Here is a 16,470-nt window from a genome sequence, read left to right as displayed (position 1 = left end):
CGAGAGTCGCGCTACGTTCTCCTTGTAAAGAACTGTCGGACAAGTTCCGATTCGTCGAACGGCACGAGGTCGTCGTTTATGCGCTCGACGCGATCATGTCCTTTCCCGAACAGGACGCCACAATCATAGTCTACCATCCGTTCACAGAAGAAACGGATCGCTTCTTCACGCTTGTCGAAATGGGCGAGTTCAGTAGACTGTCCATCCGCTAAATCATCGAGGATTTGCTTCGGGTCTTCATGACGCGGATCGTGGACCGTCAAGATGAAGTCGGCACCTGAAGCGGCGACCACGTCAGTCATCATCCGACGTTTCATCCGGTCTCGCTCCCCGGCAGCACTGAGTAATACAAGGACACGAGAGTGACGAGCCGTTAGCGATGTCACGACTTTTTTTATGGCATCCGGGGTGTGCCCGTAGTCGATATAGACTGGTGTCGTGATACCTGTCACTTTCTCGAGTCGCCCGCTCGGTAAGTGTAAGTGCGAGAGGTGGGGAACAATCTCTTTTAATGAGACACCCTTTTGAAGGACGATACTGATCGCACATAACATATTGTCGAGATTATAGTCTTCTTGGAACGGGAGTGCAGACCAGGTCGTGTCTCCGTCCATATGAATCGCAAAATGGTCATCTTTTGTCTGACCGAGCAAGTCGGCCGTAGACGAAGAACGGCTGAACATGAACTGCCTCGTGTGCGGTGGCGCGATGGACCGCATGACCTCGTGATGCGGATCGTCACCATTGACGATCCCACAACCCACATCCGACAATTGCGCGAACAATTGAGCTTTCGTGTACGCATACGTCTCCATCGTGCCGTGATAGTCCAAGTGGTCGTGAGACAGGTTGAGAAACGAGGTCGTGTCGAATGACAAGTTCGCGATACGTCCCTCTGCAATAGCTTGAGACGAGACTTCAATCAGACAATCCGTCACACCGGCCTCGACCATGGTGTGGAGGTGGCGTTGAATCGTCAGTGCATCGGGTGTCGTGTTCGGTGTCTCGAACGTCTGTCCGGCATAGGTAATGCCAAGTGTGCCGATTAAACCGGCTGAGAGATCGAGACGGTCAAACAGTTGATGCGCGAGCGCGGTCGTCGTCGTTTTTCCGTTCGTCCCGGTGACGCCATGCAGACGTAGTCGCGTCGTTGGATGATCGTAAAATGCACTGGCAAGTTCAGCCAAAGCGTGTTTCGTATCTTTACAATAGATGACAGGCACCCGGGCCTCGATCGGACGTTCGGCGATGATGGCGACGGCCCCGTTGTGGATCGCTTCGTTCACGAAGTCATGACCATCGTGTCGATACCCTGATATACAGACGAATAAATAATTTTGTTTGATTTCTTTTGAGGAGAAGGAAATGCCTTCGATCACGGTTTCGGCAGGGTTGTCTAAATACGTCCATGTCACGAGCTGTTTTAGCTCTGCCAACAGGTCTTGCATCGTTTTGAGCACGGCTTGATTTCTCCTTTTTCGATAAAGTCCATTTTGACAGTATAGTCCCTGTTTGTGAAAAAGAAGTGAAATGATAGGAATGCTCGCTCGACGAGATGGTCCATAGGGTTTTAACAAAAAAAGAATAGGCAAAGGAATACGTAGAAGCAAATAAACAGAAAGGCAGGAGAGAACAATGAAACCTTATGCGAAATTCGGTGTGATGATTCTTGTGTCGACGTTCCTCATGTATTGGCTTATGTATTTGAACGTGTTCCAACTCGATCACATCTTCTTCAGTCAGACGCGTCTGTACATGGCGCTCATCATGGGCTCGGTCATGGCGTTCGTCATGCTGCTGTTCATGTGGGGCATGTACAAAAACAAGAAGGTGAACGCGGTCATTTTAGGCGTGAGCGCGCTCGTGTTCGGATTGTCGCTATGGCTCGTCCGGAGTCAGACGACGGTCGATGACGTCAGTTGGATGAAGGCGATGATTCCGCACCACTCCATCGCTATTTTGACGAGCGAGCGGGCTGAAATCGAGGATCCGCGCGTGAAACAGTTGTCAGAAGAAATCATCAAAGCGCAAGAACGAGAAATCGCCGAGATGAAGCGGCTGATTGAAGAGTTAGAAAAAGAAGAAGAGGAAGCGGCAAAAGAAGCTGAATCGACAACAACAGCGACCGAGTAATCGGTCGCTTTTCTCATAGAAAAAACCGAGGCGTGTGCCCCGGCTTAGCGTGCTTGCGGTATATAGTTTCTAGTACGGCGGTTTGTCGAGCGCGGTGCGACGAGGAAGAAGATTCCTAATATCACACCGACTCCAAGTCCCCACAGACTGTTGAACAACAGCATCAATACAATCCCGAAGACGAGTCCAATACTCACATCACCCATACGGTCAAACATTCGTTACCACCTTTTCTTTGTTTGCTAGAATTCATTTTTACCCACATCTGATAAGTTTTACACGTATCAAATGGAGGCGAGGCGTCTAGCGCGTCTCTGTTGACTTATAATACGTTGGTTTGCTCATTTGGTTTCGTTTTGTAGAAACTATAGACGACGCTGATCAAGATGACGAGGACGATGGCGCCGAGCGACATCCAAATCGGCATTTTATAGATGTCACCGAAAATCATCTTCGTTCCGATGAAGACGAGCATGAAGCTGAGCCCGTGCTTCAAATAGTAGAAGCGGTCAATCAAGTTGGCGAGGACGAAGTAGAGGCTACGAAGTCCAAGGATTGCCATGATGTTCGCGTAGAAGATGATATACGGATCACGCGAGTAAGCGAAGCTGGCCGCGACCGAGTCGACGGCAAAGACGATATCCGACAGCTCGATGAAGATGAGCGCGATGAAGAGCGGCGTGAAGAACAGTTTGCCGTTGATACGGTTCGTGAACTTACCAGACGAGATGTCTTGCGTGATCGGCAAACGGCGCTCAAGCCAACGGATCGTCTTATTCTCTTCAAGCGACTCGTCCTTGCCGATATTCTTGAACATCATCCATCCGGTATAGACGAGGAAGGCACCGAACACGTAATAGACCCAACCGAAGTTTTCTAACAGCGACACACCGGCGACGATGAAGACGGCCCGGAAGAAAATCGCGCCGAGGATGCCCCAAAACAACACCTTATGCTGATATTTGAGCGGAATCGCGAAATAAGCGAAGACGAGCGAGAAGACGAACACGTTGTCGATGGCGAGTGCTTTCTCAATGAAGTAGACGCTCGCATATTCTGTCGCGACCGTGCTGCCTTGCGAGTAAAACAACCAACCGCCGAACGCGAGGGCGATTCCAATCCAAACGAACGTCCATGTCCATGCCTCACGGAGCGAGACTTCGTGTGCCTTACGGTGAAACACCCCGAGGTCAAGCGCGAGCATGAAGATGACGAGTGCCAAAAAGGCGATGAGTAGGGTCAACAACAATTCCTCCTTTTAGGTTCATATGAACTCTATATAATTAATTTAAGGTCATAAGAACTTAAAGTCAATCTATTTTTTCGAGAGAGTTGTAAGATACATTTCGAGTTCTAACGACTTTGAAATTGTAAAGAATCAGTTGACGCTGTAAAATAAAATTAACTTAACCGAAAGAGGTGGAATAAGCCTTGGATTCATCCTGGCTGATTGATTTATCGATTATTTGGTTTCTCATTGTATTGAACGGTATTTTTGCGATGTCTGAGATTGCGCTCATCTCCTCGAAACCGAGCCGGCTCGAAGCGGCCGCAGCGAGAGGGAGCCGTAGCGCGGCAATTGCCTTACGACACGCAAAAGATCCGACCGACTTGTTGTCGACCGTCCAAGTCGGGATTACGTTGATTGGTATCATCAACGGGGCGTTCGGTGGAGCACGCTTTTCGGAGCCGTTGGCGCAACAATTAATCGCGCTCGGCATCGGGAGCGAGCTTGCCGGCACACTCGGATACATCATCGTCGTCACGATCATCACGTACTTGTCGCTCATCATCGGCGAGCTCGTCCCGAAACGGATTGCCCTCGTGACACCGGAACGGGTGACGATGACGATTATCCCGGCGCTCGACTTTTTCAGCAAAGTGATGAAGCCGTTCGTCTGGGTGCTCTCGAAGTCGACACTCGTCGTCTACAAGTTACTCGGGTTGAAATCTGAGCAATCAAGCGGAGAAACAGAACTCGAAATCAAACAGTTGTTAAGTGAAGGGATGGCGCAAGGCGATTTCGCCCATGACGAAGTCAAGCAAGTCGAGCGTTTGTTCGCCTTCCACGACCGCTACATCTATCAATTGATGCAACCACGTACGACCGTTGAATGGATTGACCTCGACGATTCGATTGAAGAGATTCAAGAGGCAATCTACAAGAGCCAGCACAACAAGTTGCCGGTCGGTCGTGGCAGTCTCGACCAGTTTATTGGTTTCGTCGAAGTACGCGAACTGTTGACTTTGCCGTCATTGAAACACGAGACGCAAATTTTGAAGCGGGTCAAACAGGCGCTCGTCGTGCCGCGCCAGCAAGAAGGAAGCCTCGTTCTTCAATCGATGCAACAGAGCGGCGTCGGGATGGCGTTCGTATTAGATGAGTACGGTGGATTCTTAGGAGTCGTCACCTTGTTCGATATTTTAGAAGAAATCGTCGGTGAAGTTGCCATCGAAGAGGAGGAGCCGTCGGTCGTTCAACGCGAGGACGGGTCATACCTGGCCGATGGGATGCTCAATATTGACGAGGCGAAGCAGATTTTTGGTTTGCCGGATGCGTTAGAAGGACAAGAGCGATCGGCTTATCATACGTTGGCTGGATTCGTCATCACGCAACTTGGTACGTTCCCGAAAAAGGGAGACGTCACCGAGGCGCACGGTCTGCGCTTTGAGATCGTCGATATGGATGGTCGCCGAATCGACCAAGTCTTGGTTCAACCGCTTGAGTCGGAACCGTCCATCGAGCCACAATAAAAAGAAGTCTCTCCAATATCGACGAACCGACACGGGAGAGACTTCTTTTTCATTTTTTATTCTTTTGAAATTGATTGAAGACACCCTTCACTTTATCGGTCAGCGAATCTTGCCGTCCGCTCGAGTGAGACGTACCATTGCTTTGGTTTTCGTTCATTTTGCCGGCGACTTCCTTCGCTTTGGCCGCAACTTGATCGATGATATGATCGTACTTACCGTTCTGTTTATGATCAGACATTTCTCTAATTCCTCCTCGTTTCAGGTCTATATTCATAATTTAACCGAATTCCAGAAAAATAAACTTTAAAGGTCACAAGAACTTATTTTCACACATTTCTTGAAAGTTAACCAATGTCTCATACATATTAAATGGGAGAAAAGCGAGCATGGTATAAGATTCAAGTGTATGAGCGCTTGGTCGACGCCTTGTTTACAGCAGAACGCTGCTTAAAAAAAGTACTCGGTCCACAACTTGTTCGTTTGACAAGAAAGATGCTATCTTTATCGTTAGGCAAAGTTGCGTTCAAGTGACCTTGCTAAAATTTTTAAATACTATGGAGGTGTCACTCGAGTAATTCGAGGAAAATGTGGACAGGATCTATTCTACACAGGTAATGGCTGCCGGGGGCGGCGGAGGAGATGTTGAAGGCCCGATTTGGTTATTATTGTCATTGGTGGCATTATTGATTGCGCTCACCGCTTTCTTTGTCGGATCGGAGTTTGCGGTCGTCAAAGTCCGGATGTCACGACTCGATCAGTTGATTGCCGAAGGGAACAAGTCGGCAGTGCTCGCGAAAAAAGTCGCATCTGACCTTGACTACTACTTATCAGCGTGCCAGCTTGGGATCACGGTGACGGCACTCGGACTCGGTTTCCTCGGAGAACCATCGGTCGTGCGTTTGCTCACCCCAGTCTTTAATCAGTTTGAGATTCCGGCCGCGGTCGCATCTGCCATCTCATTCGCGATTGCGTTCGCACTCGTCACGTTCTTACACGTCGTCATCGGAGAGCTGGCACCGAAGACGCTCGCGATTCAATTCCCAGAACGGATGACACTCATCTTCGCACGTCCGCTCTTCTGGTTCGGTCGAGTCATGTTCCCGTTCATCTGGTTGTTGAACGGTTCAGCACGATTGCTGCTTGGGTTGTTCGGTGTGAAGCCGGCAGGACACGAGCAGGCGCACTCGGAAGAAGAGCTGAAAATCATTATGGCGCAAAGCTTCCAAAGTGGTGAAATCAACCAGACGGAACTCGCGATGATGCAGAACATCTTCTCGTTCGACCAGCACGTCACGAAAGACTTGATGGTGCCACGGACAAAAATCGAGACGATTGACCTGGATGCGACGCGCGAAGAAGTGCTCGCCACGTTCGCAGATAGCCAATATACGCGCTATCCGATCACGGAAGATGGCGACAAAGACCATTTAATTGGCTACATTAACGTCAAAGAAGTGTTGATGGGTCTAGCGACAAGTCCGTCTATCGTCTTATCTACCTATGTGAAAGAGCTTCCGGTCGTCCATGAGATGACACCTTTGGAAGATACATTGAAACAAATGCTAGAAGCTCGTACACAAATCGCTGTTATCTTAGACGAATATGGTGGGACTTCGGGATTGATTACGCTCGAGGACTTGCTCGAAGAAATTGTCGGCGAAATCCGTGATGAGTTCGACGAGGACGAGATGGATCCAATCCATAGCGTGAGTGCCACGGTATATGATGTTGAGACACGGGTATTGCTCAACGACCTTGAGGAACGTTTCGGTATCCGATTCGAGGACTCAGACGAAATCGATACGTTAGGCGGTTGGTTGCAGTTGCAACGCTCGCAGTACGTCATTGGCGATCAACTCGAGTTTGACCGCTATTCGATGACAGTCATCGAGATGACGGATCATCACGTTGAGCGTGTTCGTCTCGAACTTCATGCGGACGAAATGCCGCAATCGACAGAAGCAGAGTGATTACTCTAGAATCATGAACAAGGTTTCAGACAGACGTAGGCGAAACAGTGTTCCTGTAGGCTATGAGAGTCAATCACAGTTCAGCCGCGAGTATGCACGGTTGTTCGGGCTGCCGCCCCGGGCCGACGTGCGGCAACAACGACAGCTTTGACAAACGAAATACGCGAGCGGTATGCTTGAAGGGAAAACGATATACACTAGGATTGTTACTGAGATGTCAGGCAAAACCTAAACTGGGCGCACGCGTTGCGTCTGGTTTAGGTTTTTCTTGTTTTTCAGGACAAAAAAGGAGGACATTATGCGACACATCATCTTTCTAGACGTTGACGGCACGCTCGTCGATGACCACGGCAACATCCCGGGATCGGCCAAAGAGGCTGTCCGACAGGCGCGACAAAACGGTCACCTCGTCTTTTTGTCGACCGGGCGCTCGAAGGCCGAGCTATTCTCGGATATTCTCGACGTCGGCTTTGACGGCATCATCGGGGCAGCCGGGGGCTACATCGAGCTCGAGGAGGAAGTGTTGTACCATCAACAAGTCTCCGTCGATGATTTGAGCCACCTCATCTCCTTCTTCACCGAACACGGCATCGACTTCTATCTCGAGTCGAACGACGGCCTGTTCGCCGGCGGCAACGCCAAGGCACGGGTGGCGACGATGATTGACGAGTTGATGGCAAACAATCCGGAGGCGAGCGCGACAATCGAGCGCGGCTTGAAGCCGTTCCATGACGCAATGATGGAAGGGGTCGACCTCGTCCGTCCCGACGTGAACAAAATCTCGTTCCTCGGCTCATCCGTGCCGCTCGACGTCATCCAACAAGAGTTCGCATCTCGCTTCACTGTCATTCCGAGCACGGTCGTCGTATTCGGGGCCAACAGTGGGGAGTTGTCCATCCCGGGCGTCAATAAAGCAACGGCGATCGCGACGCTGCTCGAACATCTAGGGTTGGAGCGTTCGCAGACGTTCGCCTACGGGGACGGGTTGAACGACATCGAGATGCTCGAATACGTCGAGGTCGGTGTCGCCATGGGCAACGCCAAACCCGAGGTCAAGCGCGTCGCGGACGACGTGACGGACGCGTGTGATCAGGACGGGCTCTTCAATAGCTTTAGAAAATATAGACTGATGTAACTGATAAAAGAGACCGTCTTCGGAGAGGGTCTCTTTTTTTGGGTTGCATTTTAGGGAGACTTCAATTAATATCGTTTCATAGCTAACGATTTAGGAGGATGAAGATGAGACACGACCTGCGAGAACCAGATTGGGACGACCGATTCAAACCTTTTGTTGATGAACTCGATCGTGATGCCATAGCGATTTTGACATCGATTGATCATTTTGCGCATACGATGAGAAGTCACTTTGAGAATCAAGTGCTCGTTCACTATCGTCTGTCTTGGACCGCCTTCGCGATTCTTTACGAACTGTTCGTGCATGGAAAGCTAGAAGTACGTGATTTAGCGGGCAAAGTTGGTATCAGTAAGGCCACGGTCAGTAATGTGTCAAAGACGCTTGAGAAGAATGGCTATTGCGGACGTGAGAGCGACAAAAAAGATCGCCGTATGACACGACTACTTTTGACCAAATCCGGTGAAGAAACAGTAGCGACACTGTACCCGAAGTTCCATGCGGAGGAACGCCGACTCGTCCGATATTTGGACACGGGCGAGAAAAAGACATTGCTTCGATTATTAAACAAAATGAACAACAAAGGAGAGAGTGAGTCGAATGAAACAGACGTTTGAAGAGATGACACTGACCGATGAGCAGTTACTGGAAGTCGAGAGGCAGATGGCTGAATACACGCAAGGGGTGGATGACATCATTCCTACCGAAGAGCTGAGGATGAAAGTAGCAAAATCGCTGATCAATAATCGTCCACTCAAGGTCAAACTCGGCCTCGATCCCTCAGCGCCCGATATTCATTTAGGACACACTGTCGTGTTAAACAAGATTCGCCAATTTCAAGAAAACGGTCATGAGATTCACTTGATTATTGGTGATTTCACTGGAAAGATTGGAGATCCGACTGGGAAATCAACGGCGCGGGTCCAACTTACGGATGAAGTGGTCAAGCAAAATGCGCAAACGTATTTTGATCAATTCGGCAAGCTGATCGATATGGACGGTGTCGTCCTGCACTATAATTCAAAATGGCTAAAAGGACTCAGCCTCGAGGATGTCATTGGACTAGCCGGTAAAATCACAGTCGCTCGTATGATGGAACGGGATGACTTCGAGGAACGGCTCGCCCTTGGTAAACCGATTTCCCTCCATGAATTCTTCTACCCTCTATTGCAAGGGTATGACTCGATTCATCTCGAGAGCGATATTGAAATCGGAGGAACCGATCAGCATTTCAATATCTTGATGGGACGACATTTCCAAGAAAAATACGGGCGAGAAAAACAAGTCGCTATCTTGATGCCGCTGTTAGAAGGGCTAGATGGGGTCGAGAAGATGTCGAAATCAAAACACAACTACATCGGGATCGATGATTCGCCCGCGGACATGTATGGAAAGACGATGTCGCTTCCGGATGAGCTCATGCCAAAGTTTTTCACGTTGGCGACGGGATTCCCACAGGAAACGATTGAGACGACGCTACGCGCACTCTCGTCAGGGAGCTTACACCCGCGAGATGCGAAAATGAAACTCGCTAAACGGTTCGTCGAGCTATACCATGGTGAAAAGGCGGCGGAACAAGCCGAACAAGGTTTCAAACAAGTGTTTCAGCTCCGCTTATTGCCAGAGGATATTGAACAACGAAAAATTCCAAACGGGGAATCTGTGACGTTACTTGAGGCAGTCATGAAATTCGATTTATTCGCTTCAAAGAGCGAAGCGAAGCGCATGATTGCTGGTGGTGGAGTACGGATCGATGGGGATAAACAGACGGATAGCGACGCGGCAATCCTACTCAAAGCGGGTATGATTCTACAGGTCGGCAAACGTAAATTCATTCAACTGAAAGACTAAAACAAGGGAAGCCCGCTTCGGGTTTCCCTTGTTTTACGTGTTCGTTTTATCAGCCATGTCGTTGACGACATCGGCGAGGGTCACGTGCTTCAACACAGACTCCATCGCTGATTGGGCGTGGATAAAGATTGGCTCGATCGTTGCTTGGATATGTTGGCCGACGGGACACGCCGGGTTCGGGTTGTCGTGGATGCTGAACAGTTCGTTCTCCTCGACGACACTGACGGCGTGATAGACGTCATAGAGCGAGATCTCGGTCAAGTCTTTCGTCAGTTTGGCTCCGGCTACGCCAGGCTTCACTTCGATCAAATCGGCTTTCTTCAACATGGCCATGATTTTTCGGATCAAAGCCGGGTTCGTGTTGACGCTGCCGGCCAAAAAGTCAGACGAGGTGACGCCATCCTTATTGACCTCGATCAACGTCAAGATATGAATGCCGACCGCGAAACGGCTACTGATGGACATAGGCTAACACCTTTCTGCACAGTCATGTAAGTGAATTGGTTACATCTTCAGTATAACAGGGAACAAACAATTGACAAACGAAGATGCTGTAACTATGATGATTACATGTAACTGATTCAATTACAGGTTAAAGGGAGGAAATGATTTATGAAATACTTAGTCACCGGTGCGACTGGAAAACTCGGTTCGAAAATTGTCGATGTGTTGCTCAAGTCGGTACCCGCAAGTGAACTCGCGGTCAGCGTCCGCAACCCTGAAAAAGCAGAAGCACTGAAAGCGAAAGGGGTCGATGTACGACACGGCGACTTCGACAAGCCGGAGACGCTCGATGAAGCGTTCAAAGGTGTCGAACGACTGCTCATCATCTCAGCGGACGGGGACAACGACACCCGCATCCGTCAACATGCGAACGCCGTCGAGGCGGCTGAACGCGCAGGCGTATCGTTCATCGCCTATACGAGTCTCGCCGACGCGACAGAGAGCCAAAACTTGATGGCACCGCCGCACGTCGAGACGGAAGGCGCAATCGAGCGCACGGGGATCCCGCATGCGTTTCTGCGCAACAACTGGTACTTAGAGAACGAACTGGGCAGCATTCAAGGCGTGCTCGCCGGCGCACCTTGGGTGACGGCGGCCCGTGACGGGAAAGTCGGTTGGGCGCTGCAGGAAGATTACGCCGAAGCGATTGCGAACGTTTTGGTGGCAGACGATTTCGAACAAGACATCTTCGAATTGTCAGGCCCGCTCCATACGCAAGCCGAACTCGTCGAGGCACTCAGTGAGGTGCTTGGCCGCGAGGTGCCCCTCCAAGAAGTGAGTAATGACGCTTACGCTGGCGTCATGCGCGGCGCCGGGGTGCCGGAAGGGGCGATTCCGATCGTCGTTGGCATTCAGGACAGCATCCGTAACGGCTCGCTCGAAGTCGAGTCGAACGATTTCGAGTTGGTGCTCGGTCGTCCGGTGACGCCGCTCAAAGAGGCGCTTCAAAAGCTCGTCTCTTCGCTATAAACGATACTGACGTCACGTTTTCGATTTTCGAGAACGTGACGTTTTTTGATGAATGCTAGCGATTTGTCGTCCCATATTTACCAATTAACTTGATTCATCTTGTATACTGACAATAAGTGGATAATTGAAGTGTACATATTGCAAGGGTCAGTAACTAAAAATATTGTCTCAAGGAGGGAAAAAGACATGAAAAACATCATGTTTCTATTGGCTGTTGTGCTCGGATTAGTTTTACTGTTCGGGTTGAGATATGAATTCCATGTGATTGGAGATCTGGGCTTTAGAGTCACAGCTGTGCTTATGTTGGTGACGGTCCTCGTCGTTCGATCGACTGCAAAAATCTCTTTCTTTAGCCATTCATAAAAACAGCCCGCGAATTCGAAAGTCGCGGGCTGTTTTTTAGTTCGCTCTTGCTTCGAGCTGATCAGTCACGTCTTCTAACGTGGTCGCAGTCGAAGCGAGTCGATCGGACATGTGACTCAACTCTTTTTGAATAGCGACTTGTTCTTCGGTGGCGGCAGCCACGTGTTGAATCTGTTGCTGCAGCTCACTCGCTGCATGTTTCGTCGTCGCGAGGCGCGTCTCGAGCGTCTCCATTTGAGACGTCACACGTTGACGTGTCTCTTGAATCGAACTGATTTGACCATCGATTTCGGAGACGTCTTCGGTCAAGCGATGGAAGACGGCGGTCACGTCGGCCGAGACGATTTGACAGTTCTCGGTCGCGCGTTTGAACAATTGTGCCGAATCCCGGACGACGGTCGTGTCATCCATCAGTCCGCCGAGGACGCGTGTCATTTCGGTTGCATAGTCTCGGGACTGGACGGCGAGTTTGCCGACTTCAGAGGCGACGACGGCGAAACCACGACCGGCATCACCAGCTCGCGCTGCCTCGATGGATGCGTTCAAAGCAAGCATATTCGTCTGGTCGCTAATGGTTTCAACATGTTGCAGAATGGCTTGAATCTCCGTCGACCGGTTCGACATCGTCGTGACGACATGTTCGAGCCGTTCCGATTCACTGATGATTTCACCGACTTTTGCTTCCATCCGTTGCATATCTTCGTTCCCGGCGATGGCATCGGCCGCAATCCGTGACGAAGCAGCAGCAGTTTGAGCCATCCGCTCTTGGATGAGGGCGGTGAGAGAGCGAATCGATTGAATCTCATCGGCACCGTGATTCATCGATGTCTCTTGCTCGGTCGCATGGGCGACGATCGGGTCGACCGAGACGGCAATCTGTTCTCCAGACTCGAGCGACTGGTTGGCTGCCGTCTCAAGCTCGTTTGCATGATTTTTTAGTGTCATGACGAGTTGGCTCGCATCGGTGACGGCTTGTTTTAGCAACCGGCGCGTCTCCTCTTCCTGTGCTTGAATTCGCGACGATTCGAGGTTACGGAAGTGAATTTGCGCGACGAGCACGGCACTCAGTAACACGAGATAGACGGCATGGACGAGCAACAAGCTGAACGGATAATCTGCCGTCCCGCAAATGATTTCAGGTACCAAGAAGTAGCCGGCTAAATGTTGAACCGCAAAGATGATGGTGCTGTAGACGATTAAGTCGATACGGCGCATGAACGATAGAATGGCCAAGACGACGAAAATCGAGAAGTGATATTCGACGAGCCCTTGCCCGCCGGCGACGGTCGAGATACTCGAAAACGTGAGCGTCAGCATCATCAAATACGGAAACAGATTCGGTTTTACGCGATGGCTGACGAACATAGTAATGAATAGAACAATCGGAAGGACGAACAGGATCCATGTCGCGATGGGATACGCATAGTCGACGGCGCCGTTTCGGAGCACGGTGTACGTATAGGCGAAATCCGTGAAGCGGTGGAGCAGGTGAACGATGACAGATGTGAAGACAATAATAAACGTGGTGACGAGCATCAACTGATTGCGTTTCATAGAACTCATAAAGATTCCTCCTGGTGATGGGTCAATATAGCTACTAGAGTATCGTCCGATTGACAAGAATGTTTACTGAATTTACACGTCGACGCAAAAAAAAGAGAAGCGGATGCGCTTCTCTAATTCGAAGTGAGCCCGAGCCAGCGTTTGACCGGTTCGCGGAAGTAGTAGGTGACACCGAGCAATGTGACGAAGACAAGGGCGGCGATAATGATTAACGTGACGCTACCTGAGGCGAGGCTTGCACCGAGGAAGCTGTAGGCGAGCGTCCCGGGTAGCATACCAAGGACGGTAGCGAGGATGAACGACTTGAATTTGACTTTCGCGATTCCGCCCGCGTAGCTAAGCAAATCGAAGCTGACGAGTGGGATGAGACGCAAGACGAACACATATAGGAAGCCGCGTTGCTCCATCTGCGTGAACAGCTTCTCCGACCACGGATAGTTCTCGACTTTGAGCACCGATCGGCCAAACAAACGTGCCATGACGTAACCGGTCACCGCGGCCGCTGTCGCACCAAATATAATATAGAGGACCCCGGGCCACACCCCGAATGCGAGCCCGGCCCCAAGTGACAGCACGGATGTCGGCAAGAAAATGATTGGGCCGATGGCGTAAATGAGAAAGAAGACGACGGGTCCCCACCATCCGAACGACAAGACGATGTCACGGACGTCAGACGGGCGAAGCTCATAATGGAAATGGGTGATATAGAAGATGCTCCCGAACACGGCGAGCATGAGGCTGATTTTGAGAGGGCGTGGCACGGGAATCATTCCTTTCGAGTCGATTCGTCTTTTATTTATCGTATCGCATTTTACATCTAAATCATCGTGAGCTAGCTTACAAATTAGTGCTCAATGTGTTGTCGATCCGAGAACGGCGCCGAAAATCGAAACTTAGGTCAATGCATGTGCAAATACGCTTCATTCCAACATCCTTTCCTACGATAAAGCAGATGGGAGGGATAATCATGAAAAATTTGAACATGTCCAAAAAGTTGTCGGTGCTCATCACCGTTTTTATCGCGACACTCGTCCTCGTCGCGGCGCTTAGTCACGTCTTTATAGGCAGGATAGCCGACGCAGGAGAAGCCATTTATGAAGAACGGTTGCTGCCGATTCGCGCGCTCGGTCAGATTCGGACCGATAACCGGGCACTTGATAGTCATTTGCTTGAATTGATGCTCACAACAGATGCGGCACGGAATGAAGAGTTACAGGCGAATATTAGTGAACGGCGCGACAGCATCGGGACGAATGTGGCGCTATTCAATGAGACGTTCGCCTCGACGGACGCGGAGATACAAAATCGGGTCGACGACTTGAACGCTGAAATCACAGCGTACCTCGAAGGGACCGAGCTCGTGCTTCAGCCGGCACTTCGAAATGAGAATGCGGCGGCGTACCGTGTCTATACGAACGACTTGCGACCAATTCGTCAAAATTTGGTCGAGACGGCCACGGTCGTCATGGATGGAATCAATCAAGAAGCGGAGACGGCGAGTGCGGAAATGCAAGCAGGACGTGAACAATCTGTCCTCACGTTTTGGGCACTCGTCGCCATCGGGGCGCTCGTCTCCATCGGACTCGGGGTCTACATCACGCGTCTCATCGTGCGACCGGTCCGTGAGTTGAATGGACTCATGAGCCGAGCCGGTGAAGGAGACTTGACGGTCGACAGCACGTACACGTCACGTGATGAGATCGGCTCGCTCGCGGTATCTTTCAATCAGATGAAAGATAACTTGCGTGACTTGATTGGCAATGTCACGTCGACGGCGGGACGTGTCGCGACGTCATCGGACGACTTGAAATCGAACGTCGAAGAGACGACGAAAGCGACAGAGATGGTCGCTGTCACGATGGAGGAGATTGCGTCGGGCTCGCTCCGTCAATTGACACGAGTGAAAGAGTCGAACAGCACATTGACCGAACTGACGAACGGGATTCATCACGTCTCGAATAGCGCCCAACATATGACGGAGTTGTCGGACGGGGCTCTTCAAAAAGTCGGGACCGGCAATGAATTGATTGAGACGCTCGAGTCCCAGCTCGAGGCGATGAACGAGAAAGTGAAGGCGTTGCAGACGGTCATCGGCCAACTCGACGTCCGCTCGCAAGAAATCGGCAGCATCACCGGTACCATCTCCGGTATCGCCGAACAGACGAACTTGCTCGCCTTGAATGCGGCCATCGAAGCGGCACGGGCCGGCGACCAAGGACGCGGATTCGCCGTCGTCGCCTCAGAAGTCCGTAAACTCGCTGAAGAGTCGGCCGTGGCGACGAAACGGATCTCCGGTTTGATTGGGGATACGCAGACAGAAACAAAACAAGCCGTCCAAACGATGCACATCGTCGAGAGTGAGATGGGCCATAGTGTCACGAACGTCCAACAAGCGGGCGATGCGTTCGAGGACATCAAACGGGCGATTGAAGAAGTCGGACAAAAAGTGGAGGAAGTGTCGGGCGCCGTCCAAGAGATGGCAGCCGGGGCGACCGAGATTTTGACGTCCGTGAACGAGATTCAAGGCATCACCGAGACGACCGCGACCGAAACCGAGAACACCTCGGCGGCGACAGAAGAACAGATGGCGTCGATGGAAGAAATCACGGCCTCGGCCCAAGAACTGTCGAACATGGCAGACGAGATGCGTCAAATGACAAAACGATTCAACGTGTAACGAACAGGCAGGTCGACAATCGACCTGCCTGTTTTTGTGTTTGATGTAAATGAAGCTGGTACATTATTTCCTCCCGTTTCCTTTTATATATAAATTATGTAAAAATGGATTCGTATTCATTCTCTACGGTAAGGAGTGGCTTATGAAATACTCATTATTTAGATTCAGCGACGTGTTAGAGGCATTTGGCATCTATCTCATGTGCTTTACTTCAAATTTGTTATTGGTTTATGTACAAATTTCGAACGTAGAAGTTGCTTCTCTTTTAGAGGGTTTTATAGAAAGTATTGTAGACTATCGACTGATTATAAGTATTTCTCTTACATTTACGATGATTGTGTTTCACTATCAATTTTTGAATCGAAAGAAGACAGAAATATCCTGCCGAATCCTTGTGGGTGATACACGCGAAGGGATTATCACCCGATACATGTTGAACAGTCTAACGATACTAATGTTCAGCTTCGTAGCATCCCTTTTATTAGGCCTTTATTTAAATGTGATTGGAACGAGCAATCTCTATTTAGTCTTTATTTTTATTCTATACATACTAG

General features: G+C 50.3%; 16 protein-coding genes and 1 pseudogene. 10 read left to right on the top strand and 7 right to left on the bottom strand.

Annotated elements, in window-relative coordinates:
• Positions 1–11: 11 nt before the first annotated feature.
• On the bottom strand, positions 12–1,460 hold the full coding sequence (locus EVJ33_RS08685; protein WP_131436318.1) for a UDP-N-acetylmuramoyl-L-alanyl-D-glutamate--2,6-diaminopimelate ligase: 1,449 nt from the start codon (positions 1,458–1,460) through the stop codon (positions 12–14).
• Positions 1,461–1,635: 175 nt separating this feature from the next.
• Here EVJ33_RS08685 and EVJ33_RS08680 point away from each other — a divergent pair, with 175 nt between their 5' ends.
• Positions 1,636–2,133 (top strand): DUF305 domain-containing protein, encoded by a 498-nt coding sequence (locus tag EVJ33_RS08680; RefSeq protein WP_131436317.1) that lies wholly within the window; start codon positions 1,636–1,638, stop codon positions 2,131–2,133.
• 44 nt (positions 2,134–2,177) lie between these two features.
• On the opposite strand, the gene EVJ33_RS15535 is transcribed toward EVJ33_RS08680, so the two are convergent.
• Positions 2,178–2,351, bottom strand: coding sequence for a hypothetical protein (locus EVJ33_RS15535; RefSeq protein WP_201739684.1), 174 nt, complete (start codon positions 2,349–2,351; stop codon positions 2,178–2,180).
• 104 nt (positions 2,352–2,455) lie between these two features.
• Positions 2,456–3,376: a TerC family protein gene (locus EVJ33_RS08675; protein ID WP_131436316.1), complete on the bottom strand. Its 921-nt coding sequence runs from the start codon at positions 3,374–3,376 to the stop codon at positions 2,456–2,458.
• 188 nt (positions 3,377–3,564) lie between these two features.
• Here EVJ33_RS08675 and EVJ33_RS08670 point away from each other — a divergent pair, with 188 nt between their 5' ends.
• Complete coding sequence (locus EVJ33_RS08670; protein ID WP_131436315.1) at positions 3,565–4,887, top strand: hemolysin family protein; 1,323 nt, start codon at positions 3,565–3,567, stop codon at positions 4,885–4,887.
• Positions 4,888–4,936: 49 nt separating this feature from the next.
• Here EVJ33_RS08670 and EVJ33_RS08665 read toward each other — a convergent pair whose 3' ends face one another.
• Positions 4,937–5,125 carry a hypothetical protein gene (locus tag EVJ33_RS08665; RefSeq protein ID WP_131436313.1) on the bottom strand — a complete coding sequence of 63 codons (189 nt, stop codon included), beginning with the start codon at positions 5,123–5,125 and terminating at the stop codon, positions 4,937–4,939.
• 349 nt (positions 5,126–5,474) lie between these two features.
• Between EVJ33_RS08665 and EVJ33_RS08660 the strand changes: the two genes are divergently transcribed.
• From EVJ33_RS08660 to tyrS, 5 genes and pseudogenes are all read left to right on the top strand, one after another.
• Positions 5,475–6,857 (top strand): hemolysin family protein, encoded by a 1,383-nt coding sequence (locus EVJ33_RS08660; RefSeq protein WP_330857568.1) that lies wholly within the window; start codon positions 5,475–5,477, stop codon positions 6,855–6,857.
• A 55-nt stretch (positions 6,858–6,912) separates the two neighbouring features.
• Positions 6,913–7,008 (top strand): annotated as a pseudogene (locus tag EVJ33_RS15605) (AraC family transcriptional regulator); the annotation flags it as partial.
• A gap of 147 nt (positions 7,009–7,155) precedes the next feature.
• Positions 7,156–7,992, top strand: a complete 837-nt coding sequence (locus EVJ33_RS08650; RefSeq protein WP_201739683.1) for a Cof-type HAD-IIB family hydrolase — start codon at positions 7,156–7,158, stop codon at positions 7,990–7,992.
• Positions 7,993–8,096: 104 nt separating this feature from the next.
• Positions 8,097–8,606, top strand: a complete 510-nt coding sequence (locus EVJ33_RS08645) for a MarR family winged helix-turn-helix transcriptional regulator (protein ID WP_161566920.1) — start codon at positions 8,097–8,099, stop codon at positions 8,604–8,606.
• Positions 8,590–9,840: a tyrosine--tRNA ligase gene (gene tyrS, locus EVJ33_RS08640; RefSeq protein WP_131436309.1), complete on the top strand. Its 1,251-nt coding sequence runs from the start codon at positions 8,590–8,592 to the stop codon at positions 9,838–9,840. Before EVJ33_RS08645 ends, tyrS begins: the two co-directional genes overlap by 17 nt.
• Before the next feature lie 33 nt (positions 9,841–9,873).
• On the opposite strand, the gene EVJ33_RS08635 is transcribed toward tyrS, so the two are convergent.
• Entirely contained in the window at positions 9,874–10,305 is a 432-nt protein-coding gene (locus EVJ33_RS08635; protein ID WP_131436307.1) for an Rrf2 family transcriptional regulator, read from the bottom strand.
• A 147-nt stretch (positions 10,306–10,452) separates the two neighbouring features.
• Here EVJ33_RS08635 and EVJ33_RS08630 point away from each other — a divergent pair, with 147 nt between their 5' ends.
• Positions 10,453–11,313, top strand: a complete 861-nt coding sequence (locus EVJ33_RS08630) for an SDR family oxidoreductase (RefSeq protein ID WP_131436305.1) — start codon at positions 10,453–10,455, stop codon at positions 11,311–11,313.
• A gap of 186 nt (positions 11,314–11,499) precedes the next feature.
• The gene (locus tag EVJ33_RS15435) at positions 11,500–11,676 is read left to right on the top strand and encodes a hypothetical protein (RefSeq protein ID WP_161566919.1); all 177 of its coding nucleotides are present in this window, start codon (positions 11,500–11,502) and stop codon (positions 11,674–11,676) included.
• A gap of 36 nt (positions 11,677–11,712) precedes the next feature.
• Here EVJ33_RS15435 and EVJ33_RS08625 read toward each other — a convergent pair whose 3' ends face one another.
• On the bottom strand, positions 11,713–13,239 hold the full coding sequence (locus tag EVJ33_RS08625) for a methyl-accepting chemotaxis protein (RefSeq protein ID WP_131436304.1): 1,527 nt from the start codon (positions 13,237–13,239) through the stop codon (positions 11,713–11,715).
• A 113-nt stretch (positions 13,240–13,352) separates the two neighbouring features.
• Entirely contained in the window at positions 13,353–14,000 is a 648-nt protein-coding gene (locus EVJ33_RS08620; protein WP_131436302.1) for a TVP38/TMEM64 family protein, read from the bottom strand.
• Between the two features lie 206 nt (positions 14,001–14,206).
• On the opposite strand from EVJ33_RS08620, the gene EVJ33_RS08615 reads away from it, so the two are divergent.
• Positions 14,207–15,916 carry a methyl-accepting chemotaxis protein gene (locus tag EVJ33_RS08615; protein ID WP_131436300.1) on the top strand — a complete coding sequence of 570 codons (1,710 nt, stop codon included), beginning with the start codon at positions 14,207–14,209 and terminating at the stop codon, positions 15,914–15,916.
• Positions 15,917–16,470 lie beyond the last annotated feature (554 nt).

Origin of the sequence: Exiguobacterium sp. SL-10 (assembly GCF_004337025.1) — a bacterium.
Classification (GTDB): domain Bacteria; phylum Bacillota; class Bacilli; order Exiguobacteriales; family Exiguobacteriaceae; genus Exiguobacterium.
This window is presented reverse-complemented; position numbering and strand designations above follow the sequence as displayed.